Raw genomic sequence first — 24,273 nt, 5'->3', positions numbered from 1 at the left:
CCGGCGCCCTGCGCGGCCTGGCCGGGCACCGCCACCGCGCGGCCTGGGCCGTGGCCGGGATCGAGGCGCCGCTGCCGCTGCTCGAGGATGCGCCCATCCGCGAGGGCCTGCCGCTGCTGCGGGCGCCGACCGAGGGCCGCGACATCGTTGCCGACTACCGCAGCACCGGCCTGACACTGGGCCGCCACCCGCTGGCGCTGCTCCGGGACCGGCTGGCCGACGACGGCCTGGTCAGCGCCGGCGAGCTCAATGGGGCGCCGAACGGTGCGCACGCCGCCTGCGCCGGCATCGTGATCAATCGCCAGCGGCCCGGCAGCGCCAGGGGCGTGATGTTCGTGACCCTCGAGGACGAGACCGGCCAGGCCAACATCGTGGTGTGGCAGCAGGTGTCCGAGGCCTGGCGCAAGCCGCTGCTCGGCGCGCGGCTGCTGGAAGTGACCGGGCGGGTGCAGCGGGAGGGGCAGGTGGTGCACCTGGTGGCCGAGCGGATGCGGGATCGCAGCGCGCTGCTGGGGCAGCTGGACGTCAGGTCGCGGGACTTTCACTGACCACCGACTGCTGCGATCCCCTTACCTGACCGCGCCAGCGGCCGCGCACACCTCCCGCTTGGCTCAGATGCCTGGCGCGTGAGGCGTGCGCGTCCGCTGCCGCTACATCAGGGAAACGAAGCCGCCAGGCCCACGTTTAGTATCACGACGGTGGCAGCCGGCCCTGCCCCATCTGCAGGGGCGGCTGTCCGGCGCTTTTATACCGGCTTGACATTGGCGATTACACGCGTAATCTTCCAGAAAAATTACGGGTGTAATCGACATGCAGATCAGTGAAGCGGAATCCGTGGTAATGCAGGCTCTTTGGCAGTCGAGCCCCTTGACGGCAGAAGATGTCGTCACGGCCGTGGCAGAGGACCAAGACTGGCAGGCCCCGACTGTGAAGACCTTGCTGAATCGCCTGCTGAAAAAAGGGGCCATCAAGGCCAGGCGCGAGGGCCGGCGGTTTCTCTACAGCCCGGTCCTGGACCGGGATACCTGGCTGGCCCAGCAGAGCGAGAACCTGCTTGATCGATTGTTCGGTGGACGAGTTGGTCCGATGGTCGCGCATTTCAGCGAGCGCGGCCGGCTGACCGAGAAAGACCTCGCGGAGCTGCGTGCAATCCTGGAGAAGCTCGATGACGGCCGGTGAAAGTTGGTCTCTGTTGGCCGAAACCACATTGGCGACGACCGTTGCCGTTTTGCTCGTCCTGGCACTGCGACGCCCTGTCCGGCACGCCTTCGGCGCAGGCGTCGCCTACGGTCTTTGGGCGATGGTGCCCCTGATGATCCTGGGAGTACTACTGCCGGCGGCCGTCGCGCCGATGTTTCCCGCTCAGGGAGGCGCTGCCCAGTTGCTTGATGCCATGACGCCGTCGGCATCCTTACCGGATCAGGGCCGATACGACTTCGCGTGGTTGATCTGGGTTTGGGCCAGCGGCGCCATGACCATGGCCGCCATCCTTAGCTGGCAACAGTACCGTTTCATGGCTGGTCTCGGTCCGCTGCGCCGGCGCCCGGATGGCTACTACCAGAGCGTGGCGACGCGCGGCTTGCCCGCGGTGGTGGGCTGGTGGCCGCGCATCGTGCTGCCCGGTGATTTCGTCCAGCGTTACAGCCCCTTGGAACGCGAACTCGTGCTCTCGCATGAACACGAGCATCTACGCCGGGGCGATCTCGCAGCGAGCCTGGTTGCGGTGCTGCTGCGCTGCCTGTTCTGGTTCAACCCCGTTATGCACACTGCCGATCGCTGGTTCCGGCACGACCAGGAACTGGCCTGCGACGCCGCCGTGTTGCGTCGATTCCCGCATCAGCGTCAGAGCTACGCCAGAGCCTTGCTCAAGACCCAGCTTGCAGACCAACCCTTGCCGCTCGGCTGTCACTGGTTCGGGTTTCATCTGGCCAAGGAGCGACTTGCCATGTTGTCCCGCCCCTCGCATTCTCCAGCGCGCCGGCTTTTCGGCTGGTTCTCGGTCGCAATGTTGGTCGCTTCAGCGGCCGCGACGGCATGGGCAACACAACCCGGTGATCCGGCTGCAGTGCCGCCTGGCAAGCTGCTGCTTGAGCTGGCGGTGAAGATGGGAAAGGAGCCCGTTCGCGACATCCGCATCGTGGTGGTCCCAGGGGTTCCGCACGAAGAGAGGTTCGAATATGCAGGGCAGTCCTGGGATACGCGATGGACCGCCGTTCAGCTCGATGACGGAACTGTTGACCTCGCCACGAGGCTTGAGCGGAACGGAGAGATTCTGGCGGAGCCCCGGATAGTTTTGCGCGATGAAGCCTCTATCCGAATCGGCAATGAGACCTCGACGGGCGATTTCCACGGCCTGGTGATCGACCTGCGCGTCAGCGCCGGAGCCCCGCCGGAATCCTGATTGGCAGCGCCGTGGACTCGGCATGTTCACTCGCAGGCATCTGAGCCAAGAGGGAACATGCCGAGGTCAGGGCGCGGTCCCCGGGGCGGGGCAAGTGGCGGGTCCGTGCGCGGGGCTGAAACGCAAACCGGGCCTCGCGGCCCGGTCTGCTGAGCATGTTTGGCGGCAGGTTGCCGCGCGCCGTCACTCGAAGTCGAAACTGTCCAGGTCGGCCAGTTCCTTGGCGGCGCGCTTCATTTCCAGGTACTCCTCCACGCGCCGGCGCGCGTTCTCGCCGGCGTGCCGCGAGGAGGTGCCGGAGGGCAGGTCCTCGAGGAGGCTGGGGAACTCCTCTTCTTCCATTTCGTCCTCTTCCGCATCGAAGGAGTCTTCGATGTCGTCGTTGGTGTCGTCGGTGTCCGTTTTCATAACTTCCGGCCAGGGACGGTCCAAAAAATTCCCCGCAGGGGGTTCCTAGGGCGCGACATATACATCGACCTGCCGGCCGGAGCAATACCCAGTTTCCCAATCCGCGGCCTGGCTACGTCTCGGGGCCGCCGAACGCCCGGAGGCGCCAGGCCCGGATCTCGGCCCGGTGTGGGCGCCGGGCGGGACGCTGGAGGGACCCTGGTGGCAGTGGCGGGGGCAGCGCATGTCTCACGCGCCGGCATCTGAGCCAAGCGGGAGGCATGCGCTGGTCCGCCACGTTCCCGCAGGCGAACGCCAGCGAGGCCGCGCGGCGGCCGTCAGGCGACGAGCTGGTTCAGCTGGAAGATCGGCAGCAGGATGGCCAGCACGATGGCCAGCACGATCACGCCCATCACCAGGATCAGGACGGGCTCGAGGATGGAGAGCAGGGCGCCGACCAGGCTGTTGACCTCGCGCTCCTGGTTGTCGGCGGCGCGCTCGAGCATGTTCTCCAGCTCGCCGCTGGCCTCGCCGCTGGAGATCAGGTGCATGGTCATGGGCGGGAACAGGCGGCTGGCGCCCAGCGAGCGGCCCAGCGGCGCGCCCTCGCGCACCCGCACCGCGGTCTCCTCGATCGCCTCGCGCATGGGCACGTTGCCGACCACGTCGCCGGAGATGCGCAGCGCATCGAGCACCGGCACGCCGCTGCCGGCGAGGATGCTGAGCGTGCGGGTGAAGCGGGCGGTGTTGACGCCGCGCGTGAGCTTGCCGACCAGCGGCAGCCGGAGCAGGAAACGGTCCCAGCGCCGGCGGAACTCGAGGCGGCGGAGCAGGCGGGTGAACACGAACACGCCGAGGCCGAGCAGCGCCAGCAGGACCACGCCGTATTCGCGCAGGAAGTCGCTGCTGGCGATCAGCGCCTGGGTCAGCGCCGGGAGCTCCTGGCCGGTGTTCTCGAACACGCCCACCACCTTGGGCACCACGTAGACCAGCAGGGCGCTGACGATGAGGAGCGCCAGGCTCACCAGGATGATGGGGTAGATCAGCGCGTGGGAGACGCGCTGGCGCAGCTGCTGGCGGTTCTCGGTGTAGTCGGCCAGGCGCTCGAGCACGGGGTCGAGGTGGCCGGACTGCTCGCCCGCCGCCACGGTGGCGCGGTAGATCTCGGGGAAGGCCTGCGGGAACTCGCCCAGGCCCGAGGCCAGGGTGTGGCCTTCCATGACCCGCGAGCGCACGCCGAGCAGGATGCTCTTGAGCCGCGGCTTCTCGGCCTGCTGGCCGACCGCGAGCAGGGTCTCTTCCAGCGGCATGCCGGAGCGCAGCAGCGTGGCCAGCTGGCGGGTGACCAGCGCCAGGTCGCCGGCGCTGATGCCGCGCCGCAGGCTGAAGCTGGTCCGGCCGGCGGCGGCGCTGCGGCGCTGGCGCTCCATGATCTCGTTGACCTGGGTCGGCAGCAGGCCGCGGTCGCGCAGCAGCTGGCGGACCTGGCGGGCGGTGTCGCCCTCGACCACGCCCTTGTGCTGGCGTCCGCCCTGGTCGACCGCGGTGTATTCGAAAGCTCCCATGGGCTGGGCGGCCTCAGTCGTCGCGCGTCACGCGCACGACCTCTTCCAGGGTGGTGACGCCCTCGAGCACCTTGCGCACGCCGTCGTCGCGGATGCCGGGGCTGAGGGTGCGGGCGTAGCGCTCGAGGGCCTGCTCGCTCTCGCCCTGGTGGATCATGGCCTGCATGTGCTCGTCCACCGGAATCAGTTCGTAGATGCCGGTGCGGCCGCGGTAGCCGCTGGCGTTGCAGCTGGGGCAGCCTACCGCGTGGTAGATCCTGACATCGGCCCCGGACTCGATCCCGAGCACCCGGCGCTCGCTCTCGTTCGGTGCGGCGGGCCGGCGGCAGTCCGTGCACAGCACCCGGACCAGCCGCTGGGCCATCACGCCGAGCAGGCTGGAGGCCAGCAGGAAGGGCTCCACGCCCATGTCGCGCAGCCGCGCCACGGCGCCCACGGCGGTATTGGTGTGGAGGGTCGAGAGGACGAGATGGCCGGTCAGGGAGGCCTGCACCGCGATCTCCGCGGTCTCGAGGTCGCGGATCTCGCCCACCATCACCACGTCCGGGTCCTGGCGCAGGATGGCGCGCAGCCCGCGGGCGAAAGTCATGCCCACCTTGGTGTTCACCTGGGTCTGGCCGATGCCGTCGATGTAGTACTCGATCGGGTCCTCGACCGTCATGATGTTGCGGCTGGCGCGGTTGATGCGCTCCAGCCCGGCGTACAGGGACGTGGTCTTGCCCGAGCCGGTGGGGCCGGTGACCAGGATGATGCCGTGCGGCCGATGGATGAGGTGGCCCATCAGCTTCTCGGTCTGCGGATCCATGCCCAGGCTGGACAGGTCCAGCCGGCCGGCCTGCTTGTCGAGCAGCCGCATCACCACCCGCTCGCCATGACCCGAGGGGATGGTGGAGACGCGCACGTCCACCGCGCGGCCCGCGACCTTGAGCGAGATCCGGCCGTCCTGCGGCACCCGCTTCTCGGCGATGTCGAGCCGCGACATCACCTTGATGCGGGAGACCACCAGCGGCGCCACGGCGCGGCGGGACTGCACCACTTCGCGCAGCACGCCGTCGATGCGGAAACGCACCACCAGGCGGTTCTCGAAGGGCTCGATGTGGATGTCGGAGGCGTTCTCCTTCACCGCCTGGGTCAGGATGGCGTTGATCAGGCGGATGATCGGGGCGTCGTCCTCGCTCTCCAGCAGGTCGGAGGGCTCGGGCAGCTCCTGGGCGACCTGCGAGAGGTCGGTCTCGCTTTCCAGGCCTTCGGCCATCTGCATCGCGGCGTTGGAGCCGCTCTCGTAGGCGCGGTTCAGCAGCTCGTCGAACTCTTCCTCGCTGACCTCGCGCAGCGCCAGCGGCACGCGGGCGAAGCGGCGGGCCTCGGCCAGGCTCAGCGGCTTCAGGTCGGGCCGGCACACGGCCTCGCCCCGCTCGTCCTCGAGCACGGTGATGAGAATGCCGTGGCGCTTGGCGAAGGCAAAGGGCAGCAGGCGCCCGCGCCCGCCCCGGGTCCGGGGTGCGACCGGCTCCGCCGCCCCGCCTGCCTCGGCGACCGCGGCCGCAGTGATGTCGCTGCTCTCGGTGGCCATGGTCAGTCGGGCCGCTCCGACGCGCGCTCCCGGTCCTCCGGCTCCGGCGGCGGCGGCTCGTAGCCTTCGGAGGCCGGCCGCAAATCTTCGATGTCCGGAATGACGGGTGGCGGCACGTTGCGGTTGAGGAACTGGGTGTTGCGGCCGGCGGCCTCCGACTGGGCGTCCTGCATCAGCCGGTACTTGGCGTTGGTCTCCATGCTCGACTGCACGCCGTCGCGCAGGATCACCGGGCGCAGGAAAATCATCAGCGTGCGCTTCTCGGTGGTCGCGCTTTGCGAGCGGAACAGCTGGCCCAGCAATGGGATGTCGCCCAGCAGCGGCACTTTCTGCTCGGACTGGATCAGGTCGTCGGACACGAGGCCGCCGAGCACCAGGAGGTCGCCGTCCTCGATCAGCACCCGCTGGGTGATGGTGCGCTGGTTGGTGATCAGGTCCACGGCGCCGCCGGCGGTGCCGGCGATGTTCGAGGTCTCGATCGAGACGTTCATCACCACCGCGTCGCCCTCGTTGATCTTCGGCGTGACCTTCAGGGTCAGGCCGACGTCCTTGCGCTCGACGGTCTGGAAGGGGTTGACCGAGCCCTGGGCGGCGCCGGTATTGGTGAACTGGCCGGTGACGAAGGGCACTTCCTGGCCGATCTTGATCTCGGCTTCCTCGTTGTCCATGGTCACGATCGAGGTGTTCGACAGCACGTTGGTGTCCGAGTCGCTCAGCAGCGCCTGCAAGGCCACGGCCCAGTTAGTCCCCGATTCGCTGTCGATCCGGCCGCCCGCCAGCAGGATACCCTGCGGCAGGTTGGCCACCGCCTGGCCGATCGCCGCATCGCCGCCCAGCGCCGCGCCGGCGATGTCCACGATACCGCCGGTGCCGAGCTTGGTCAGGCCGATGATGCTGTTGTCGTTGCTGCCGTCGATGGCCCAGGTCACCCCCAGTTGGGCGGCGCGGTTGTAGGCCACCTCGGCGATGAAGGCCTCGACCATCACCTGGGCACGACGGATGTCGAGCTTGTCGATCACCATGCGCAGGCTGCGCATCACTTCAGCCGGGGCGGTGATCACCAGGGCGTTGGTGCCGGGGTCGGCCCAGATCACGGCATCCTCGCGGGCCCGGGACGGTGCGCCGGGCTGGCCGGCGCCTTCGCCCCCGGCTGTCGTCATGGCAGCCGCCGAGGCCTGGTCGCGCAGCCGCTGCGCGAGATCCTCGGCGTCGGCATAGCGCAGGTAGACCACCTGGGTGTTGCCGCCGTCTTCCAGCGGGGTGTCGAGATGCGAGATCAGGGCGCGCATGCGCAGGCGGGCCGTGCCGTCGCCGCTGATCAGGACGCTGTTGGTCCGATCGTCCGCCACCAGCCCCAGCGGCTTGCCGGTCTCACCGCCGGAGGCGGCCTGCTGCAGCGCCGTGACCACCCGGACCACGTCGCTCGCCGACGCGTGTTCGAGCGGGATCACCTCGATTTCGGCGTCGGCGCCGGTGTCGATGCGCTGGATGATGCGCAGCAGCCGGTTCACGTTCGCGGCCCGGTCGGAAATGATCAGCATGTTGGACGCCTGGTGCGCCGCCAGGTGGCCGTACTGCGGGATCAGCGGCCGCAGGATCGGCACCAGCTGCGCCGCGCCCACATTCCGCACCGTGATCACCTGGGTCACGATTTCGTCGGCGCCGCCGGGCGCCCCGGCGGCCGATTCCCGGCCGGGCACCTGGCGGGCGTTGGCATCGGGCAGGATCTTGATCAGGTCGCCGGCCGGCGCGGCCACGTAGCCGTGGACCTCGAGGATCGACAGGAAGGCCTCGTAGAACGCATCCGGGCTCATCGGCTGCGACGACAGCAGCGTCACCTGGGCGCGAACCCGGGGATCGACGATGAAGTTCCGGCCGGTGATGGCGCTCACCGCCTCGATGATCTGCCGCAGGTCAGCTTCCTTGTAGTTCGGCGTGATCGTCGGTTCCTGGGCCGGCGCAACGGTGGCCGCGAGCGCCAGCGCGAGCGCGCCTGCGAGTGCCGCCAGGCGCCGTCCGGCGCCACGGGGAGGTCTCGAGTTAATCATCGGGGGGTGTCCCTTCGTTGGCGTTCTGCAGGCTCTGCTGCAGGACCGAGGTATTGAGCGTGAGCATTTCGACCTGGCCGTTGCGGTCGATCGTCAGCGTGACCGAGGTCGCGTCCGCCAGGCCGCGAAAAATCTCCATCCCTCGGGCGGGGTCGTCGAGGGCCATGCCGTTGATCTGGGTGACCAGGTCGCCGGGGCGCAGGCCCAGCTCCGCGAACTGCTGGCGCTGGCGGCCGGGGTAGACCCGGTAGCCCTGCTGGCGCCCGTCCTTGAACACCGGCTGCGGCCGGATGATCTCGGTCAGGCTGGCCGGGTTCTGGCTCACCACCTGCTGGATCGTGGTCGCGGCCTGCGGGGACAGCGACGGGGTGCGGCTCGGCGGCGGGGCGGCGGCGCGGCGCGGCGCCGGGCCGTCCTCGCTGCGCGGCAGGCGCAGCGCTTCCAGGCGGCCGGCCCGGCGCAGCAGCACGCGGTCCAACTGCACGGCATGCAGGGTTGCGCCGCCGGGCACGGCGTCGCCGACGAAATACACTTTCTCGGCGCCGCCCCGCTGGGCGATGATCGCCAGGGCCCGCTCTTCCTCGGTGGCGGCGATGGTGCCGCGCAGCTCCAGGTTGAGCTGCGTGTCCGGCGCATCCTCCTGCTCGACCAGCGCGACGGACTCGTCGTCGGCCCGCGGGACGCCGAACAGGTGGGCATCGATCACGCGCTCGACGTTGATCGCGCCCCCCGCGGCCGGCTGCGCGGTCCGGGCCTGGGCCGCGACCGGCGGGAGCTCCGGCGTCGCCGGCCCCGGCACCAGCAGCCATCCCACGCGGGCCAGCTGCCAGCCGATGGCGACCACCAGCAACAGGACCACCCAGGGCGGCAGCACGCGCGAGGCCTCCGCCCAAAGCTGGGCCGGCGGCAGGCGTGTCCACTGGTTGACGCGGTCGATTAGAGCAGCCACGAGACCCCGTTACTGGAGATGCCGGTTCGCGGGCACATTAATGTGTCTGCGCGCATCGGCCGATAATACGCGGTGGATGGAGCCAGTCTCAAGCAAATTGCCGGAGGTGGCCCGCGTCGTTGCGGCGGTATCGTGGATAGCCGAAAGTCAAGGGGTTGTCAGTCCCGCGAGCCGTCCCTATAAATGAAGCCGGAGGGGAGGTCGAAGCGAAGCCTCCAGAGGAACACGCAGTTTGCAGGAACCCAGCGCACGAATCGTATGTCTGACCCCAGTGAAAAGCCCGATCACGGCACGGCCCTCGAGGAGGCCCGCCCGAAGGTCAAGCGGCCGCCGCTGTTCCGGGTGGTCATGCTGAACGACGACTTCACGCCGATGGAGTTCGTGGTCGAGGTGCTGGAGAAGTTCTTCGGGCTCGACCGGAACCGCGCGACCCGTGTCATGCTGGAAGTGCATACCCGGGGACGCGGCGTCTGCGGCGTGTTCCCCTACGACATCGCCGAGACCCGCGTGGTCCAGGTGACTGATTACGCCCGCCAGCATCAGCACCCGCTGATGTGCACCTTGGAAGAGGCCTGAAACATGCTGAGCAGCGAACTGGAATTCTGTCTCAACGAGGCGTTCCGCCGCGCCCGTGAGCAACGCCACGAGTTCATGACCGTGGAGCACCTGCTGCTCGCGCTCCTCGACGTGCCCGCGGCCATCGATATCCTGAAGGCCTGCGGCGCGAATCTGACGCGGCTGCAGAAAGAGCTCAGCGAGTTCATCGACGAGACCACGCCGCGGCTCGGCGACCATGAAGAGCAGGACGTGCAGCCCACGCTGGGCTTCCAGCGGGTGCTCCAGCGGGCCGTGTTCCACGTCCAGTCCAGCGGCCGCAAGGAAGTCACTGCGGCCAACGTGCTGGTGGCGATTTTCGGCGAGAAGCAGTCGCATGCCGTTTACCTGCTGGGCCTGCAGGACATCTCGCGGCTCGACGTGGTGAACTACATCTCCCACGGCCTGACCCGCAGCGGCGAGGAGCCCGAAGAGAAGCAGGAAGCGCCCGAGGGCACGGAGATCGAGAAGGAGGCGGACGCCGACCCGCTCGAGAAGTACGCCACCAACCTGAACAAGCTGGCCGCCGACGGCCGGATCGACCCGCTCATCGGCCGTCAGCTCGAGATCGAGCGCACCGTCGAGATCCTGTGCCGGCGGCGCAAGAACAACCCCCTCTATGTCGGCGAGGCCGGCGTGGGCAAGACCGCGCTCGCCGAGGGCCTGGCGCTGATGATCGAGGAAGGCCGGGTGCCCGACGTGCTCAGCGACGCCGTGATCTACGCGCTCGACATGGGCACGCTGGTGGCCGGGACGAAGTACCGGGGCGACTTCGAGAAGCGGCTGAAGGCCGTGATCGCCGCCCTGCGGAAGAACCCGGGCGCCATCCTGTTCATCGACGAGATCCACACGGTGATCGGCGCCGGCGCCGCCTCGGGCGGAGTGATGGACGCCTCCAACCTGATCAAGCCGGTGCTGGCCAACGGCCAGCTGCGCTGCATCGGCTCGACCACCTACCAGGAATACCGCGGCATCTTCGAGAAGGACCACGCCCTGGCGCGGCGCTTCCAGAAAATCGACGTGCCGGAGCCGAGCGTGCCCGAGACGATAGAGATCCTGAAGGGCCTGCAGTCGCGCTTCGAGGAGCATCACGGGGTGAAGTACTCCGAGGAGGCCATCAAGGCCGCCGCGGAGCTGTCGGCGCGCCATATCAACGACCGCCACCTGCCGGACAAGGCCATCGACGTGATCGACGAGGCCGGCGCCAGCCTGCGCCTGCAGACGCCCGACCCGGCCAATGCGGTGGTGGACGTGGAGCTGGTGGAGAAGATCGTGGCCAAGATGGCGCGCATCCCGCCCAAGAGCGTCTCGGCCTCCGACAAGGACCTGCTGAAGAACCTCGAGCGCAACCTGAAGCTGGTCATTTACGGCCAGGATCCGGCCGTGGAGACGCTGGCGTCCGCGATCAAGATGGCGCGCTCCGGCCTGCGTGACGAAAACAAGCCGGTGGGCAGCTTCCTGTTCGCCGGCCCGACCGGCGTCGGCAAGACCGAGGTGACCCGGCAACTGGCCATGGCGCTGGGCATCGAACTGGTCCGCTTCGACATGTCGGAGTACATGGAGCGCCATACCGTGTCGCGGCTGATCGGCGCGCCGCCGGGCTACGTCGGCTACGACCAGGGCGGCCTGCTCACCGAAGCGGTCACCAAGTCGCCGCATTGCGTGCTGCTGCTGGACGAGATCGAAAAGGCCCATCCCGAGGTGTTCAACCTGCTGTTGCAGGTCATGGACCACGGCACGCTGACCGACAACAACGGCCGCAAGGCGGATTTCCGCAATGTCATCATCGTGATGACGACCAATGCGGGTGCCCAGGAGGCGAGCCGGGCCAGCATCGGTTTCACCGAGCAGGACCACGCCACCGACAGCATGGAGGCGATCAAGCGGCTGTTCTCGCCCGAATTCCGTAACCGCCTCGACGGCATCATCGAGTTCCAGGCGCTGGACGCCAACACCATCAGCCGCGTGGTCGACAAGCTGGTGGTCGAGCTGGAAGCCCAGCTGCAGGACAAACTGGTGACGCTCGAGCTCGACGACGACGCGCGCGAATGGATCGCCGCCAAGGGCTACGACCCGAAGATGGGGGCGCGGCCGATGGCGCGGGTGATCCAGGAGCACATCAAGCGCCCGCTGGCCGAGGAACTGCTGTTCGGTTCGCTGGTGGCCGGCGGCCACATCCGCGTGCGGCTGGATGCGGACCGCAACCAGCTGGTGCTGGAGACCGAGGCGCTGGAGGCCGAAGAGGCCGTCTAGGCGGGAGGGCCCTTCAGCGGCCGCGGTAGACGATGCGGCCTTTCGACAGGTCGTAGGGCGTCAGCTCCACGGTGACCTTGTCGCCGGTGAGGATCCGGATGTAGTGCTTGCGCATCTTGCCGGAGATGTGGGCGGTCACGATATGACCGTTGTCCAGTTCTACCCTGAACGTGGTGTTGGGCAGGGTCTCGATGACCTTGCCTTCCATCTGGATTGCGTCTTCCTTCGCCATGCGGTAATCGGGAACTCCGGTGCGGTGACCGCGCGCATTGTGCAGAAAGGCCGGTCCCTTTTCAATCTGAGCACCCCGGCAGCGCCGGGACGCGGGCCCGCGACCAGCACCCCGCGGGGGGTGCGCCGGCGTCCACCGCCTCCCGCAGCAGGGCCAGGAATTGCCGCCGCGGCAGCTCGCGGGCGCCCAGGCGGGCGAGATGGGCCGAGGGCAGCTGGCAGTCGATCAGCCGGAAGCCGTTCGCGCCGAGCACGCCGGCCAGGTGGGCCAGCGCAGCCTTGGAGGCATTGCTGACGCGGCTGTACATGGACTCGGCGAAGAACGCGCGCCCCAGCGCCACCCCGTAGAGCCCGCCGACCAGGCGTCCCGCCTGCCAGATTTCCAGCGAGTGCGCGTGCCCCAGCTCGTGCAGGCGCTGGTACGCGGCCATCATGTCGGGCGTGATCCAGGTGCCGGCGAGCGGCTCGTCCAGCCGCGCGCAGCCCCGGACGACTGCGGCGAAGTCGGTATCGAAGGAGGCCTCGAAGGGCCGGCGCCGCAACTCGCGACGGAAACGGCGCGAGACGTGCAGCTCGGCCGGGAGGATCACGGTGCGCGGGTCCGGCGACCACCACAGGATCGGCTGGCCCTCCTCGTACCAGGGGAAGATGCCGTGGCGATAGGCGGCGAGCACCCGCTCGGGGGCCAGGTCGCCGCCGGCGGCCAAGAGCCCGTTCGGCTCGGCCAGCGCCGCCGCCGGGGGCGGGAACATGATCGGGCTGCCGGCCGGGCCCAGCCAGTGCAAGGCGCGCGTCACCGGGCGCCGTCGTCCTGCCGGAAGGGCAGGTGCTGCCGGGCGGCCTCCAGGTAGGCGGCCGCATGCTGGCGTTCGCGCGCCAGCCAGGCGCCGATGGCCCGGGCAAAGGCGGGATGGGCCAGCCAGTGGGCCGACCAGGTCGGCACCGGCCGGAAGCCGCGACGCAGCTTGTGCTCGCCCTGCGCGCCGGGCTCGAAGCGCCGGCAGCCTTCCGCCAGCGCCAGCTCGATACCCTGGTAGAAGCAGGTCTCGAAATGGAGGCTGTGGTAGTCCTCGTCGCAGCCCCAGTAGCGCCCGTACAGCACCTCGCCGCCGAGGAAGAAAATGGCCGCGGCCACCGCCGCGCCCTCGCGGCGCGCCAGCACCACCCGGATGCTGTCGGGCATCGTCGCCAGCACTTCTTCCCAGAAGGCGGGCGGGAAGTAGGGCGCCATCCCGCGGCGCAGGAAGCTCGAGGCATAGAAGCGGTAGATCTCCGCGAACAGCGCCGCATCGATCTCGCCGCCGCGCAGCCAGTCGAAACTGATGCCCGCTTCCCGCACGCGCCGCCGCTCGCGGCGAAACTTCTTGCGCTTGTCGGCGGTGAGGGCGCCGAGAAAACCCTCGAAATCGCCGTAAGCCTCGTCGAACCAGTGAAACTGGCAGTCCTGGCGCAGGCTCAGGCCGGCCTCCCCGAGGGCGTCGAGCTGGGTATCGGGCGGCAGCAGGACATGCAGCGAGGAGGCCTCGAGCTCCCCGGCCAGCGCCCGCGCGCCGTCCAGCAGCCGATGGGCAGCGGCGGCCGGGTCGACGCCCCGGCCGAGGAGCAGCCGCGGGCCGGGAACCGGCGTGAAGGGTACGGCCGCGACGAGCTTCGGGTAGTAGGGCAGCCCCGCGTGCCGGTAGGCATCGGCCCAGGCAAAGTCGAACACGAACTCGCCCCAGGAGTGGTCCTTGAGGTACAGCGGCAGGGCGCCGACCGGCCGGCCCGCCGCTTCGAGCAGCAGGTGCCGGGGGTGCCAGCCCGTCGCTGCGCTCACGGCGCCGCTGCGCTCGAGCGCAGCGAGGTAAGCGAAACGGAGAAAGGGATTGCCGTCGGGGACCAGGCCGTCCCAGTCGGCCTGGTCCACCGCCAGCAGCGATTCCAGCACGCGCAGCCGCATCGGCGCGCTCAACCGGCCTTCGCCACCTCCGCGGGCGGCGCCTCGGCGGCGGTCTCGAGCCAGCGCTCGGCATCCAGCGCGGCCATGCAGCCGGACCCGGCCGAGGTGACGGCCTGGCGATAGATCGGGTCGGAGACGTCGCCGGCCGCGAAGACCCCGGGAACGCTGGTCGCGGTGGCGTTGCCCCGGCTGCCTCCGACGACCTGGATATAGCCGTGCTCCATCTCCAGCTGCCCGTCGAAAATTCCCGTGTTGGGCGTATGCCCGATGGCGACGAACATGCCGGTCACGGCCAGGTCCCGGGTCTCCTGCGGGCTTTTGGTGCTGCGCACGCGCACGCCGGTGACGCCGCTGTCGTCGCCCAGCACTTCGTCCACGATGTGGTCCCAGAGCAGCGTCACGTTGCCCCCGGGGCCTGCTTTCTCGAACAGCTTCTGCTGCATGATCTTTTCCGCGCGCAGGGCGTCGCGGCGATGCACCAGGGTCACGTGCGAGGCCAGGTTGGACAGGTACAGCGCCTCTTCCACCGCGGTGTTGCCCCCGCCGATCACGGCCACCGCCTGGTTGCGGTAGAAGAAGCCGTCGCAGGTGGCGCAGGCCGACACCCCGCGCCCCTTGAACTTCTCTTCCGAGGGCAGCCCGAGGTACCGGGCGGTGGCGCCGGTCGCGATGATCAGCGCGTCGCAGGTATAGCTGCCGCTGTCGCCCTCGAGCAGGAAGGGACGCTGCTGCAGGTGCACCGTGTGGATGTGGTCGAACACGACCTCGGTGTCGAAGCGCTCGGCGTGGCGCCGCATGCGTTCCATCAGCTCCGGACCCTGCACGCCGGCGTCGTCGCCGGGCCAGTTGTCCACGTCGGTGGTGGTCATCAGCTGGCCGCCCTGCTCGACGCCGGTGACCAGGACGGGACGCAGGTTGGCGCGCGCGGCGTAGACCGCAGCGCTATAGCCGGCGGGGCCGGAACCCAGGATCAGGACCCGGCAGTGCTTGGGATCGCTCATGTATAATTCCGCCCTTGCAAGTTTCCCCTATGGTATGAGAAGCGACAGCCCCCGGCCAAGCGTGCCGGCGGGTGCAAGCGCCACTAGCCAGGAGTCGATCATGCGTATCGGTGTGCCGCGGGAGATCAAGCCGCTGGAGGGCCGCGTCGGGCTCATCCCGGCTGCGTGTGCTGAATTGGTGCGGGCAGGTCACGAGGTCTTCATCCAGACCTCGGCCGGCGTGAAGAGCGGGTACGCCGACGAGGCCTTCGCGGCCGTCGGGGTCGAGATCCTGCCGGACGCGGCGGCCGTCTACGGCAAGGCCGAGATGATCGTCAAGGTGAAGGAGCCCATCGAGGGCGACCTGGTGCACCTGCGCAAGGATCATTTGCTGTTCTGTTACCTCCATCTGGCCGCGCTGCCGGAACTGACCGAGCGGTTGTGCCAGATCGGCTGCACCGCCGTCGCTTTCGAGACCGTCGAGGACGAGCGCGGCCGGCTGCCGCTGCTGGCGCCGATGAGCGACATCGCCGGCCGGCTGTCGATGCAGGTCGCCACCCACCTGCTGCACCAGCCCCAGGGCGGGAAGGGCATCCTGCTCGGCGGCGTGCCCGCGGCCAAGCGCGGCAAGGTGGTGGTGCTCGGCGGCGGCGTGGCCGGCAGCAACTCGGCGATCATCGCCGCGGGCCTCGGCGCCGAGGTCACCATCTTCGACATGGACCGGGACAAGCTGGTCGCGGCCCGCGCCATCGGGCCGAACGTGACCGGCCTGTACCCCCACACCCATGACGTCGGGGAAGCCGTGGCCCAGGCCGACATCGTGATCGGCTCGGTGCTGGTGACCGGCGAGCGCGCGCCGCACGTGATCAGCGCGGACATGGTGCGGGCGATGCAGCCGGGCAGCGTGATCGCCGACATCTCGGTGGACCAGGGCGGCTGCGTGGAGACGACCCGGCCGACGACCTGGGAAGACCCCACCTACATCGAGCACGGGGTGGTGCACTTCACCGTCACCAACATGCCGGGCGCCGTGCCCCGGACCTCGTCGCAGGCCCTGTCGGCGGCGATCGCGCCCTATGCGATGCGGCTGGCGGCGGGCAACTGGCGCGAAGTGCCGTCGCTGGTGAAGGGCATCAACGTGGATGGCGGCAAGGTTGTCCATCCGGCGCTTTTCAAGTAGTCTCTGGCTTTTAAAACAATTAGTTGTAACTGATACCTCACGTGGATTCATCGATTGGCCAAGGCGACTGAGACCAAGCCCCGCCTGATGGGCCTGTCCGTGGGACGGGCCGCACGGGAGGGTGCGCTCTGGATCGGGTGGGCCCTGGCGCTGATCCTGTTGTGGGCGCTGGCCAGTTACCATCCGGCCGATCCGGGTTTCGCCTCGACCGGCGCCGGGGACACCGTGCGCAACGCCGCGGGCCCGGTCGGCGCCTGGGTGGCGAGCTTCCTGTACGTCCTGTTCGGTCATCCGGCCTACCTGTTCCCCGTGCTGCTGGCCGGCGCCGGCTGGTTCATCTCCCGGGGCGGCTCGGCCTCGGACCTGCCGGAGAGCAAGGTCCTGGCGCTGCGTGGCGCCGGCTTCCTGGTGACGCTGGCGGCCAGCTGCGGCCTCGCCACCCTGCATTTCGCGGGCAACGGGCTGCCCGAGACGGCCGGCGGCATTCTCGGCCAGCTGACGGGGCTGGGCCTGGCCGCCGTCCTGAGCTTCCTGGGCGCCACCCTGCTGCTGCTGGCCTTGTGGCTGGCAGGCGTGTCGCTGTTCACCGGGGTGTCGTGGCTGGCGGTGATGGACCGGGTCGGCCGGCTCACCCTGGCGGCAGTCGCGGCGGCCCAGCAGGGGGTGGAGAGTTTCCGTGACCGGCTGGCCGGCCGCAAGGCGGCCCAGGCCCGCCAGGAGGCCGTGGAGCGCAAGAAGCGCAGCGTGGTGCGCAAGTCGCCGCCGCGGATCGAGCCGGTGATCGCGCCGATGGAGAAAAGCGAGCGGGTGGAAAAGGAGCGGCAGGTGCCGCTGTTCGAGACCCCGGCCCCCGGCGAGATCCCGCCGCTCGGCCTGCTGGACGAGGCGCCGCCGAAGGCCGGCGGCTATTCCGAGGACGCGCTCGAGGCCATGTCGCGGCTGGTGGAGCTCAAGCTGCGGGACTTCGGGGTCGAGGTCGAAGTGGTGGCGGTGCATCCCGGCCCGGTCGTGACCCGCTTCGAGCTGGCGCCGGCCCCGGGGGTGAAGGTCAGCCAGATCAGCAACCTCGCCAAGGACCTCGCCCGGGCCCTGTCGGCCATCGCGGTGCGCGTGGTCGAGGTGATCCCGGGCAAGCCCACGGTCGGGCTGGAAATCCCCAATGAAGTGCGCGAACTGGTGACGCTCGGCGAGATCCTCACCTCGCGGGCCTACGACGAGATGAAGTCGCCGCTGGCGCTGGCGCTGGGCAAGGACATCGGCGGCCTGCCGACCGTGGCCGACCTGGCGCGGATGCCGCACCTGCTGATCGCCGGCACCACGGGCTCGGGCAAGTCGGTCGCCATCAACGCCATGGTGCTGTCGCTGCTCTACAAGGCGACGCCGGAACAGGTCCGCCTGATCATGGTGGATCCGAAGATGCTGGAGCTCTCGGTCTACGAGGGCATCCCGCACCTGCTGGCGCCGGTCGTGACCGACATGAACGAGGCCGCGAACGCGCTGCGCTGGTGCGTGGGCGAGATGGAGCGGCGCTACCGCCTGATGGCCACGCTCGGCGTGCGCAACGTCGGCGGCTTCAACCGGAAGCTGAAGGAGGCGGAGCAGCGCGGCGAGCCGCTGCGCGACCCGCTGTTCCGCCCGGAAGATCACGTCGAGGGGACCGAGGCACCGCTGCTGGCGCCGCTGCCGTTCATCGTGGTGGTGATCGACGAGCTGGCCGACCTGATGATGGTGGTCGGCAAGAAGGTGGAAGAGCTGATCGCGCGGCTGGCGCAGAAGGCGCGGGCCTCGGGGATTCACCTGATCGTCGCCACCCAGCGCCCCTCGGTGGACGTGATCACCGGGCTGATCAAGGCCAACATCCCCTCGCGCATTGCCTTCCAGGTTTCGGCCAAGGTCGATTCCCGCACAATTCTCGACCAGATGGGCGCGGAGAGCCTGCTCGGCCACGGCGACATGCTGTTCCTGCCGCCCGGGACCGGCGTGCCGCAGCGTGTGCACGGCGCGTTCGTCTCGGACGCCGAGGTGCATCGCGTGGTCAAGCATCTCAAGGCCTCGGGGCCGCCCGTGTATCTCGATGAGGTGCTGGAAGGGCCCTCCCAGCCGGTGCCGGGGCTGTCGCCGCAGGCGGGCGGCGGCCTGCCCGACGACGGCGAGCAGGACCCGCTCTACGACGAGGCCGTGCGGATCGTCACCGAGACCCGCAAGGCCTCCATTTCCGGCGTCCAGCGGCGGCTGAAGATCGGCTACAACCGCGCCGCGCGGCTGGTCGAGACCATGGAAGAGGCCGGCCTGGTCGGGCCGCTGCAATCGAACGGCAGCCGCGAAGTGCTGGCGCCGCCGCCGCCGGAGGACTGAGCCGGGAGCTTTTCCGGCCGGTGGGAGTCGAATCAATGATGCGCAGTCTCCTGCATTCCTGCTGGATGGCCGGGCTCTTCGCCCTGGCCTCGCTGGGCGTGGCCGCGCCGGGCGCGGCGCTGGCGCAGGATCCTGCCGCGACCGGGCGGGCGCCCGAGCTGCTGCGGGCGTTCCTGGCCGAGACGGTGACCTTCGAGGCGTCCTTCAGCCAGGTGCTGCTGGAGGCTGACAGCGCGCACGCCCAGGTCAGCACCGGGCGCTTCTACCTGCACCGCCCGCAGCGCTTCCGCTGGGACTACCGGGAGCCGGTAACGCATCTCGTGGTGGCCGACGGCGAGCACCTCTGGCTGTACGACCCGGACCTGGAGCAGGTCACGGTGCGGCGGCTGGACGACGGGCTCTCCAGTACGCCGGCCATGCTGCTGTCCGGCGACGGTTCCCTCGACGATACCTTCCGTATCGGCGCGGCCTACCAGGAAGACGGCTTCGACTGGGTGGAGCTCGCGCCGCTGGCCGACAGCGCCGATTTCGCCGGGGTGCGGGTCGGCTTCGTGGCGGAGCGGCTGGCAGCGATGGAGCTGGTCGACGCGCTCGGCCAGACCACCGTCATCCGCTTCGACGACGTGACCGTCAACGGGCCCGTGGATCCCGCGCTGTTCCAGTTCGTGCCGCCGCCCGGGGCCGACGTCCTGAGCGACCAAGGGCCCTGAGGTGAATCCCCGCGTGGTGCTGGCCTGGCGCCTGCTCGCCTGGGGCATGGCGCTCGCGATCGCCGTCGGCAGCCTGCTGCCGAGCATGCCGGGGGGGGTGGTGGCAGTGTCGGACAAGCTGCTCCATTTCCTCGGCTACATGCTGCTCGCCCTGGCGTTCACCGCCGCCTTCAGCCGGCGCCACTGGCTCGGCATCGCGGCCCGCCTGGCGGTCTTCGGCGCGGTGATCGAGCTGTTGCAATGGTGGCTGCCGGGACAGCGTAGCGCGGAGTGGGTCGACCTGGCGGCGAACCTGGGGGGTATCGCCACCGGCCTGGTCGTCGCGATGGCGGTGCCGCATGCCTGGCGCACGCGGCTGGACCGGCTGCTGGGCCGGCCGGAGGGGGTCGAGCCGTGAACGCGCCGGGGGCTGAAGGGCGGCCGCTGGCCGATCGCATGCGGCCGCGCTCTATCAGCGAGTTCGCCGGCCAGGCGCACCTGGTCGGGGACGGGCGGCCCCTCGCGCACGCGGTGGCGGGGCGCGGCCTGCATTCCATGGTGCTGTGGGGCCCGCCGGGCAGCGGCAAGACCACGCTGGCGCGCCTGGTGGCGGGCCAGTACGAGGCCGAGTTCATCGCCCTGTCGGCGGTGCTGGCCGGGGTGAAGGACGTCCGCGCCGCGGTCGAGCGCGCCCAGGCGCTGCAGGGCGAGGGCCGGCGCACGGTGCTGTTCCTTGATGAGGTGCATCGTTTCAACAAGGCGCAGCAGGATGCGTTCCTGCCCTGGGTGGAGGACGGCACCCTGACCTTCATCGGCGCGACCACCGAGAATCCCAGCTTCGAACTCAACAGCGCGCTCTTGTCGCGGGCGCGCGTCTACGTGCTCAAGGCGCTGTCGCAGGAGGCGCTGTTGGCCATCCTGCGCCAGGCGCTGGCCGATGCCGAGCGCGGGCTGGGCGCGCGGGCCCCGGCGCTGACCGAAGAGCAACTGGCGGCCATCGCCGAGGCCGCCGACGGCGACGCCCGCCGGGCGCTGAACCTGCTCGAACTCGCCGCCGACCTCGCTGGTGGGGACAGTCCCGGGGACAGTCCCCAAACGCTGGACGAGGCGACGTTCGCCGGGCTGCTGGCGGGCGGCCACCGGCGCTTCGACAAGCGGGGCGAGGCCTTCTACGACCAGATCTCGGCCCTGCACAAGTCGGTGCGCGGCACGGACCCCGACGCGGCGCTGTACTGGCTGGCCCGGATGCTCGACGGCGGCTGCGATCCCGGCTACATCGCCCGGCGCGTCCTGCGCATGGCCAGCGAGGACATCGGCAACGCCGATCCGCGCGGCCTGGCGCTGGCGCTGGACGCCTGGAACGCCTACGAGCGGCTCGGCAGCCCCGAGGGGGAGCTGGCGCTGGCCCAGGCGGTGGCCTATCTTGCCTGCGCGCCCAAGAGCAACGCGGTGTATCGCGCCTGGGGCGAGGCCCGGGCGGATGCGGAGAAGCTCGGCTCGCTGCCGGTGCCGCTGCACCTGCGCAACGCCCCGACCCGGCTGATGAAGGAACTCGGCTACGGCCGGGAGTACCGCTATGCCCACGACGAGGCCGGCGGCTTCGCGGCGGGCGAAGACTATTTTCCCGAGGAGATGGCGCCGCGCCGCTACTACGAGCCGCCGCCGCGCGGGCTGGAGTTGAAGATCGGCGAGAAGCTCGCCAAGCTGCGCAAGGAATCGGCCACGGCCGCGCTGCGGCGCCGCGGCCCGCCGGAAGAGAAGAAGGACTGACATGCTCGATCCCAGGCTGTTGCGGAACGACCTCGAAGGCACCGCGCGGGCGCTTGCCCGGCGCGGCTACGAGCTCGACACGGCGCGCTTCGCGGCGCTGGAGGAACGGCGCAAGGCGCTGCAGGTCCAGGCCGACGAGCTGCGCAACCAGCGCAACACCCGGTCCAGGGCGATCGGGCAAGCCAAGGCGGCGGGGCAGGACGTGGCGCCGCTGCTGGCGGAGGTGGCCGATCTCGGCGACCGGCTGAAGACCGCGGGCGCCGCGCTGGCGGAAGTCCAGGCCGAGCTGGACGCGGCCCTGTACGACCTGCCGAACCTGCTGGATGCGAGCGTGCCCGACGGCGCCGACGAGAGCGCCAACGTGGAAATCCGGCGCTGGGGCGAGCCGCGCAGCTTCGAGTTCGCGCCGCAGGATCATGTCGACCTCGGGCTGCTCGATTTCGAGGCAGCGGCCAAGATTTCGGGGGCGCGCTTCGCCGTGATGCGGGGGGCGGTGGCGCGGCTGCACCGGGCGCTGATCCAGTTCATGCTCGACCTGCATACCCGCGAGCATGGCTATACGGAGATTTACGCGCCTTACATCGTCAACGGCCAGAGCCTGGTCGGCACCGGCCAGCTGCCCAAGTTCCGCGCCGACCTGTTCGCGCTCGAGGGCGAGCAGGACTTCTACCTGATCCCCACGGCCGAGGTGCCGGTGACGAACCTCGTGCGCGAAGAGATCCTGCCGGCCGACCAGCTGCCGCTGCGCATGACGGGCCATACGCCGTGCTTCCGCTCCGAGGCCGGCAGCTACGGCAAGGACACGCGGGGCATGATCCGCCAGCACCAGTTCGAGAAAGTCGAGCTGGTACAGGTAGTGCGCCCGGCTGACTCGATGGCGGCGCTGGAGGAGCTGACCGGCCACGCCGAGCGGGTGCTGCAGCTGCTGGAGCTTCCCTACCGGGTGATGCTGCTGTGCAGCGGCGACACCGGCCAGGCCGCGCTGAAGACCTACGACCTGGAAGTCTGGCTGCCCGGCCAGCAGCGCTACCGCGAGATCTCCTCCTGCTCCAACTGCGGCGACTACCAGGCCCGCCGCATGCTCGCGCGGTGGCGCAACCCCGAGACCGGCAAGCCGGAACTGGTGCACACCCTGAACGGCTCCGGCCTGGCGGCGGGCCGCGCGCTGGTGGCCGTGCTGGAGAACTACCAGCAGGCCGACGGGTCGGTCTTGGTGCCCGCGGCGCTGCGGCCCTGGATGGGCGATGTCGAGGTCATCGCGCCTGCCTGAGCGCGATTCGCGGCCGCGCAAGGCCCGAAATCGACCGGTTATCCCCCGAAACTGGCCGTTCGTCGGGAAAGCCGTGATTTTCCGTTCTCACCTCCCCAGGATCACGCTCATGAAACGATCTCGTGGCTTTACCCTCGTGGAGCTGATGATCACGCTGGCGCTGGCGGCGATCATCCTGTCCCTGGCCGTACCCGGCTTCCAGGACATCATCCGCAACAACCGCGCGGCGACCCAGTCCAACGAGCTGGTGGCCGCGCTCGGTCTCGCGCGCAGCGAGGCGGTGCGGCGTGGTGCCCGGGTCTCGCTGTGTCCTTCGACCGACCAGGCCTCCTGCACCGGCGGGACGGACTGGGCCGACGGCTGGATCGTGTTCCTCGACACTGCGGCCAACGACGCGTCGCCGCCGGTCGTCGGCGGCGACCCGCTCCGGGTCTGGGCGCCACTGGGCGGCAACGCCGCGCTAACCGGGCCCGTCAACGTGCGCTTCCGGCCGCTGGGCGACGTGATCAATGCCGTCCCGCCGGGCGCGCCGTTTGAGCACCGCCTGCCGGCCTGTGGGGCTGGCGAGGGCCGGGACATCACCGTGAACCAGGCGGGCCGCGCGCTCGTCACCAGGGTGGATTGCTGACATGGCTGGTCTGGACATGAATTCGAACGGCGCCGCCGCCCCGCGTGCGGGGCAGGGCGGCTTCACCATGGTCGAGGTGCTGATCGCCGTGCTGGTGCTCTCGATCGGGTTGATCGGGCTGGCGAGCCTGCAGGGCGTGGCGCTCCAGTTCAACAACAGCGCTTACCTGCGCTCGCAGGCGACCAACCTGGCCTACGACATGGCGGACCGCGTGCGCGCCAACCGCCGCGCGGCCATCAACGTCGGGGCCTACAACCTGGCCGTCGCCGACGCCACCCCGGCGGCGGGCACGCTGGCGGAGACCGACCTCAACGAGTGGCGCACGGCGCTGCAGAACAGCCTGCCGGCGGGAACCGGCGGCGTCGCGGTGAACGCCGTGGATAACAACCTGACGGTCATCGTCTGCTGGGACGACACGCGCGGCGAGGGCGTGGCGGGCGCGCCGGCCGAGTGCGGCGGCACCATGGGCTTCCGCGTCGAGACCGTGCTATGAGGATGAGCAGCATGTTCGACCACGGTCGCCCTGCCCGGCAGCAGGGCCTGACGCTGGTGGAGATCCTGGTGGCGATCCTCATCAGCCTGATTCTCATCGCCGGCGTGATCCAGATTTTCGTCGGCACCCGCCAGACCTACCGCTTCCAGGACGCCCTGGCGCGGGTGCAGGAGAACGGGCGCTTCGCGGCCGAGACCATCAGCCGCGACGTGCGGCTGGCCGGCTTCGTGGGCTGCACCACCCTGATCAGCGTGACGCCGAACCCGGTGCCGCCGCTGGCCGTCGACTACACGCGCGACACCTATATCGCGGCCGTGCCGACCGGCGGCGCGCCGGCGACCCAGGCGCCGGGCACCGACAGCCTGACCCTGCGGATGCTGGAGCCGGCGACGATGCGCCTGAATGTCGACATGCTGAACCCCGGCGATGTCGTCACTGTCCCGGCCAACCTGCAGGGCGTGCAGGTCGGTGACGTGGTGGGCGTGGCGGACTGTAATAACGTCGACCTCTTCACCGTCAACGCCGTTGCCGGCGCGGGCCCTGTCACGGTGACGCCGAACGCGCCCCTGCGCGTCGCCTACGTGACCGGGGCCGAGCTGAGCCGGTACCGCGAAGTGACTTATTTCGTCGCGCCCGGCGCGAGCGGCGACCTCGCCCTCTGGCGGCGCGACGACGGCGTCGACACGGAGCTGGTCGACGGGGTCGAGGACCTGTGGGTGCGCTACGGCGAGGATCTCGACAATGACGGTGCGCCGGACGCGTATGTCGATGCGGGCGCCGTCATCGACTGGAGCCGGATCCGCAGCGTGCGCATCGCCCTGCTGCTGGTGAGCAACGAGGACAACGTCACCGGCGGGCCCCAGCCAGTGGACTTCCGCGGCGCGGCCGTGGCGCCGGCGGACGGCCGGTACCGGCAGGTGCTGACCACCACGATCGGCCTGCGCAACAGACTTCCATGAGGCTCCAAG

General features: G+C 69.8%; 23 protein-coding genes. 14 read left to right on the top strand and 9 right to left on the bottom strand.

The window, feature by feature from the left end; translation table 11 throughout:
• The 3 genes from G6N75_RS15060 to G6N75_RS15050 all read left to right on the top strand — a co-directional run.
• Positions 1-548 (top strand): OB-fold nucleic acid binding domain-containing protein (locus G6N75_RS15060; protein WP_240901143.1); only part of this gene is annotated, 548 nt, incomplete at its 5' end.
• Positions 549-810: 262 nt separating this feature from the next.
• Positions 811-1,179 (top strand): BlaI/MecI/CopY family transcriptional regulator, encoded by a 369-nt coding sequence (locus G6N75_RS15055; RefSeq protein ID WP_165349158.1) that lies wholly within the window; start codon positions 811-813, stop codon positions 1,177-1,179.
• On the top strand, positions 1,166-2,401 hold the full coding sequence (locus G6N75_RS15050; RefSeq protein WP_165349157.1) for a M56 family metallopeptidase: 1,236 nt from the start codon (positions 1,166-1,168) through the stop codon (positions 2,399-2,401). Before G6N75_RS15055 ends, G6N75_RS15050 begins: the two co-directional genes overlap by 14 nt.
• 183 nt (positions 2,402-2,584) lie before the next feature.
• Here G6N75_RS15050 and G6N75_RS15045 read toward each other — a convergent pair whose 3' ends face one another.
• From G6N75_RS15045 to gspC, 5 genes are all read right to left on the bottom strand, one after another.
• Entirely contained in the window at positions 2,585-2,809 is a 225-nt protein-coding gene (locus G6N75_RS15045) for a hypothetical protein (RefSeq protein WP_165349156.1), read from the bottom strand.
• A gap of 317 nt (positions 2,810-3,126) precedes the next feature.
• The gene (gspF, locus tag G6N75_RS15040; RefSeq protein WP_165349155.1) at positions 3,127-4,353 is read right to left on the bottom strand and encodes a type II secretion system inner membrane protein GspF; all 1,227 of its coding nucleotides are present in this window, start codon (positions 4,351-4,353) and stop codon (positions 3,127-3,129) included.
• A gap of 13 nt (positions 4,354-4,366) precedes the next feature.
• Positions 4,367-5,926: a type II secretion system ATPase GspE gene (gspE, locus tag G6N75_RS15035; protein ID WP_165349154.1), complete on the bottom strand. Its 1,560-nt coding sequence runs from the start codon at positions 5,924-5,926 to the stop codon at positions 4,367-4,369.
• 2 nt (positions 5,927-5,928) lie between these two features.
• Positions 5,929-7,974 carry a type II secretion system secretin GspD gene (gene gspD / locus G6N75_RS15030; RefSeq protein WP_165349153.1) on the bottom strand — a complete coding sequence of 682 codons (2,046 nt, stop codon included), beginning with the start codon at positions 7,972-7,974 and terminating at the stop codon, positions 5,929-5,931.
• Positions 7,967-8,923, bottom strand: a complete 957-nt coding sequence (gspC, locus tag G6N75_RS15025; protein WP_165349152.1) for a type II secretion system protein GspC — start codon at positions 8,921-8,923, stop codon at positions 7,967-7,969. Before gspC ends, gspD begins: the two co-directional genes overlap by 8 nt.
• Before the next feature lie 258 nt (positions 8,924-9,181).
• Between gspC and clpS the strand changes: the two genes are divergently transcribed.
• Positions 9,182-9,499 (top strand): ATP-dependent Clp protease adapter ClpS, encoded by a 318-nt coding sequence (gene clpS, locus G6N75_RS15020; protein ID WP_165349151.1) that lies wholly within the window; start codon positions 9,182-9,184, stop codon positions 9,497-9,499.
• A gap of 3 nt (positions 9,500-9,502) precedes the next feature.
• Positions 9,503-11,770 (top strand): ATP-dependent Clp protease ATP-binding subunit ClpA, encoded by a 2,268-nt coding sequence (gene clpA, locus G6N75_RS15015; protein WP_165349150.1) that lies wholly within the window; start codon positions 9,503-9,505, stop codon positions 11,768-11,770.
• 13 nt (positions 11,771-11,783) lie between these two features.
• Here clpA and infA read toward each other — a convergent pair whose 3' ends face one another.
• From infA to trxB, 4 genes are all read right to left on the bottom strand, one after another.
• The gene (gene infA / locus G6N75_RS15010; protein ID WP_165349149.1) at positions 11,784-12,002 is read right to left on the bottom strand and encodes a translation initiation factor IF-1; all 219 of its coding nucleotides are present in this window, start codon (positions 12,000-12,002) and stop codon (positions 11,784-11,786) included.
• Between the two features lie 61 nt (positions 12,003-12,063).
• Positions 12,064-12,798, bottom strand: a complete 735-nt coding sequence (gene aat / locus G6N75_RS15005; protein ID WP_346765543.1) for a leucyl/phenylalanyl-tRNA--protein transferase — start codon at positions 12,796-12,798, stop codon at positions 12,064-12,066.
• Positions 12,795-13,952, bottom strand: coding sequence for a GNAT family N-acetyltransferase (locus G6N75_RS15000; RefSeq protein WP_206203144.1), 1,158 nt, complete (start codon positions 13,950-13,952; stop codon positions 12,795-12,797). Before G6N75_RS15000 ends, aat begins: the two co-directional genes overlap by 4 nt.
• Positions 13,949-14,941 (bottom strand): thioredoxin-disulfide reductase, encoded by a 993-nt coding sequence (gene trxB / locus G6N75_RS14995; protein ID WP_165349148.1) that lies wholly within the window; start codon positions 14,939-14,941, stop codon positions 13,949-13,951. Before trxB ends, G6N75_RS15000 begins: the two co-directional genes overlap by 4 nt.
• A gap of 100 nt (positions 14,942-15,041) precedes the next feature.
• Here trxB and ald point away from each other — a divergent pair, with 100 nt between their 5' ends.
• The 9 genes from ald (at position 15,042) to G6N75_RS14950 (ending at position 24,264) form a co-directional block, all read left to right on the top strand.
• A complete protein-coding gene (gene ald, locus G6N75_RS14990; RefSeq protein ID WP_165349147.1) occupies positions 15,042-16,100 on the top strand; it encodes an alanine dehydrogenase in 1,059 nt (352 codons plus the stop codon).
• Positions 16,101-16,187: 87 nt separating this feature from the next.
• Positions 16,188-18,455 (top strand): DNA translocase FtsK, encoded by a 2,268-nt coding sequence (locus G6N75_RS14985; RefSeq protein ID WP_165349196.1) that lies wholly within the window; start codon positions 16,188-16,190, stop codon positions 18,453-18,455.
• 35 nt (positions 18,456-18,490) lie between these two features.
• The gene (lolA, locus tag G6N75_RS14980; RefSeq protein ID WP_165349146.1) at positions 18,491-19,165 is read left to right on the top strand and encodes an outer membrane lipoprotein chaperone LolA; all 675 of its coding nucleotides are present in this window, start codon (positions 18,491-18,493) and stop codon (positions 19,163-19,165) included.
• Position 19,166: 1 nt separating this feature from the next.
• The gene (locus tag G6N75_RS14975) at positions 19,167-19,562 is read left to right on the top strand and encodes a VanZ family protein (RefSeq protein WP_165349145.1); all 396 of its coding nucleotides are present in this window, start codon (positions 19,167-19,169) and stop codon (positions 19,560-19,562) included.
• A gap of 38 nt (positions 19,563-19,600) precedes the next feature.
• The gene (locus G6N75_RS14970) at positions 19,601-20,914 is read left to right on the top strand and encodes a replication-associated recombination protein A (RefSeq protein ID WP_165349195.1); all 1,314 of its coding nucleotides are present in this window, start codon (positions 19,601-19,603) and stop codon (positions 20,912-20,914) included.
• 1 nt (position 20,915) lies between these two features.
• The gene (serS, locus tag G6N75_RS14965) at positions 20,916-22,184 is read left to right on the top strand and encodes a serine--tRNA ligase (protein ID WP_165349144.1); all 1,269 of its coding nucleotides are present in this window, start codon (positions 20,916-20,918) and stop codon (positions 22,182-22,184) included.
• 109 nt (positions 22,185-22,293) lie between these two features.
• The gene (locus G6N75_RS14960) at positions 22,294-22,812 is read left to right on the top strand and encodes a GspH/FimT family pseudopilin (protein ID WP_165349143.1); all 519 of its coding nucleotides are present in this window, start codon (positions 22,294-22,296) and stop codon (positions 22,810-22,812) included.
• Position 22,813: 1 nt separating this feature from the next.
• On the top strand, positions 22,814-23,305 hold the full coding sequence (pilV, locus tag G6N75_RS14955; RefSeq protein WP_240901142.1) for a type IV pilus modification protein PilV: 492 nt from the start codon (positions 22,814-22,816) through the stop codon (positions 23,303-23,305).
• Positions 23,306-23,316: 11 nt separating this feature from the next.
• Complete coding sequence (locus tag G6N75_RS14950) at positions 23,317-24,264, top strand: PilW family protein (RefSeq protein ID WP_165349142.1); 948 nt, start codon at positions 23,317-23,319, stop codon at positions 24,262-24,264.
• The last annotated feature ends 9 nt before the right edge of the window (positions 24,265-24,273 follow it).

Origin of the sequence: Thioalkalivibrio sp. XN8, from assembly GCF_011058255.1 — a bacterium.
GTDB lineage: Bacteria > Pseudomonadota > Gammaproteobacteria > Steroidobacterales > XN24 > XN24.
This window is presented reverse-complemented; position numbering and strand designations above follow the sequence as displayed.

Coding starts and splice junctions, on each gene's coding strand:
- gspE (WP_165349154.1), bottom strand. CDS start 5,926: ATGGCCACCGAGAGCAGCGACATCACTGCGGCCGCGGTCGCCGAGGCA.
- G6N75_RS14950 (WP_165349142.1), top strand. CDS start 23,317: ATGTTCGACCACGGTCGCCCTGCCCGGCAGCAGGGCCTGACGCTGGTG.
- gspD (WP_165349153.1), bottom strand. CDS start 7,974: ATGATTAACTCGAGACCTCCCCGTGGCGCCGGACGGCGCCTGGCGGCA.
- infA (WP_165349149.1), bottom strand. CDS start 12,002: ATGGCGAAGGAAGACGCAATCCAGATGGAAGGCAAGGTCATCGAGACC.
- G6N75_RS14970 (WP_165349195.1), top strand. CDS start 19,601: ATGCGGCCGCGCTCTATCAGCGAGTTCGCCGGCCAGGCGCACCTGGTC.
- serS (WP_165349144.1), top strand. CDS start 20,916: ATGCTCGATCCCAGGCTGTTGCGGAACGACCTCGAAGGCACCGCGCGG.
- clpA (WP_165349150.1), top strand. CDS start 9,503: ATGCTGAGCAGCGAACTGGAATTCTGTCTCAACGAGGCGTTCCGCCGC.
- pilV (WP_240901142.1), top strand. CDS start 22,814: ATGGCTGGTCTGGACATGAATTCGAACGGCGCCGCCGCCCCGCGTGCG.
- lolA (WP_165349146.1), top strand. CDS start 18,491: ATGATGCGCAGTCTCCTGCATTCCTGCTGGATGGCCGGGCTCTTCGCC.
- G6N75_RS14960 (WP_165349143.1), top strand. CDS start 22,294: ATGAAACGATCTCGTGGCTTTACCCTCGTGGAGCTGATGATCACGCTG.
- ald (WP_165349147.1), top strand. CDS start 15,042: ATGCGTATCGGTGTGCCGCGGGAGATCAAGCCGCTGGAGGGCCGCGTC.
- G6N75_RS14985 (WP_165349196.1), top strand. CDS start 16,188: ATGGGCCTGTCCGTGGGACGGGCCGCACGGGAGGGTGCGCTCTGGATC.
- trxB (WP_165349148.1), bottom strand. CDS start 14,941: ATGAGCGATCCCAAGCACTGCCGGGTCCTGATCCTGGGTTCCGGCCCC.
- G6N75_RS15050 (WP_165349157.1), top strand. CDS start 1,166: ATGACGGCCGGTGAAAGTTGGTCTCTGTTGGCCGAAACCACATTGGCG.
- clpS (WP_165349151.1), top strand. CDS start 9,182: ATGTCTGACCCCAGTGAAAAGCCCGATCACGGCACGGCCCTCGAGGAG.
- G6N75_RS15055 (WP_165349158.1), top strand. CDS start 811: ATGCAGATCAGTGAAGCGGAATCCGTGGTAATGCAGGCTCTTTGGCAG.
- gspF (WP_165349155.1), bottom strand. CDS start 4,353: ATGGGAGCTTTCGAATACACCGCGGTCGACCAGGGCGGACGCCAGCAC.
- G6N75_RS15045 (WP_165349156.1), bottom strand. CDS start 2,809: ATGAAAACGGACACCGACGACACCAACGACGACATCGAAGACTCCTTC.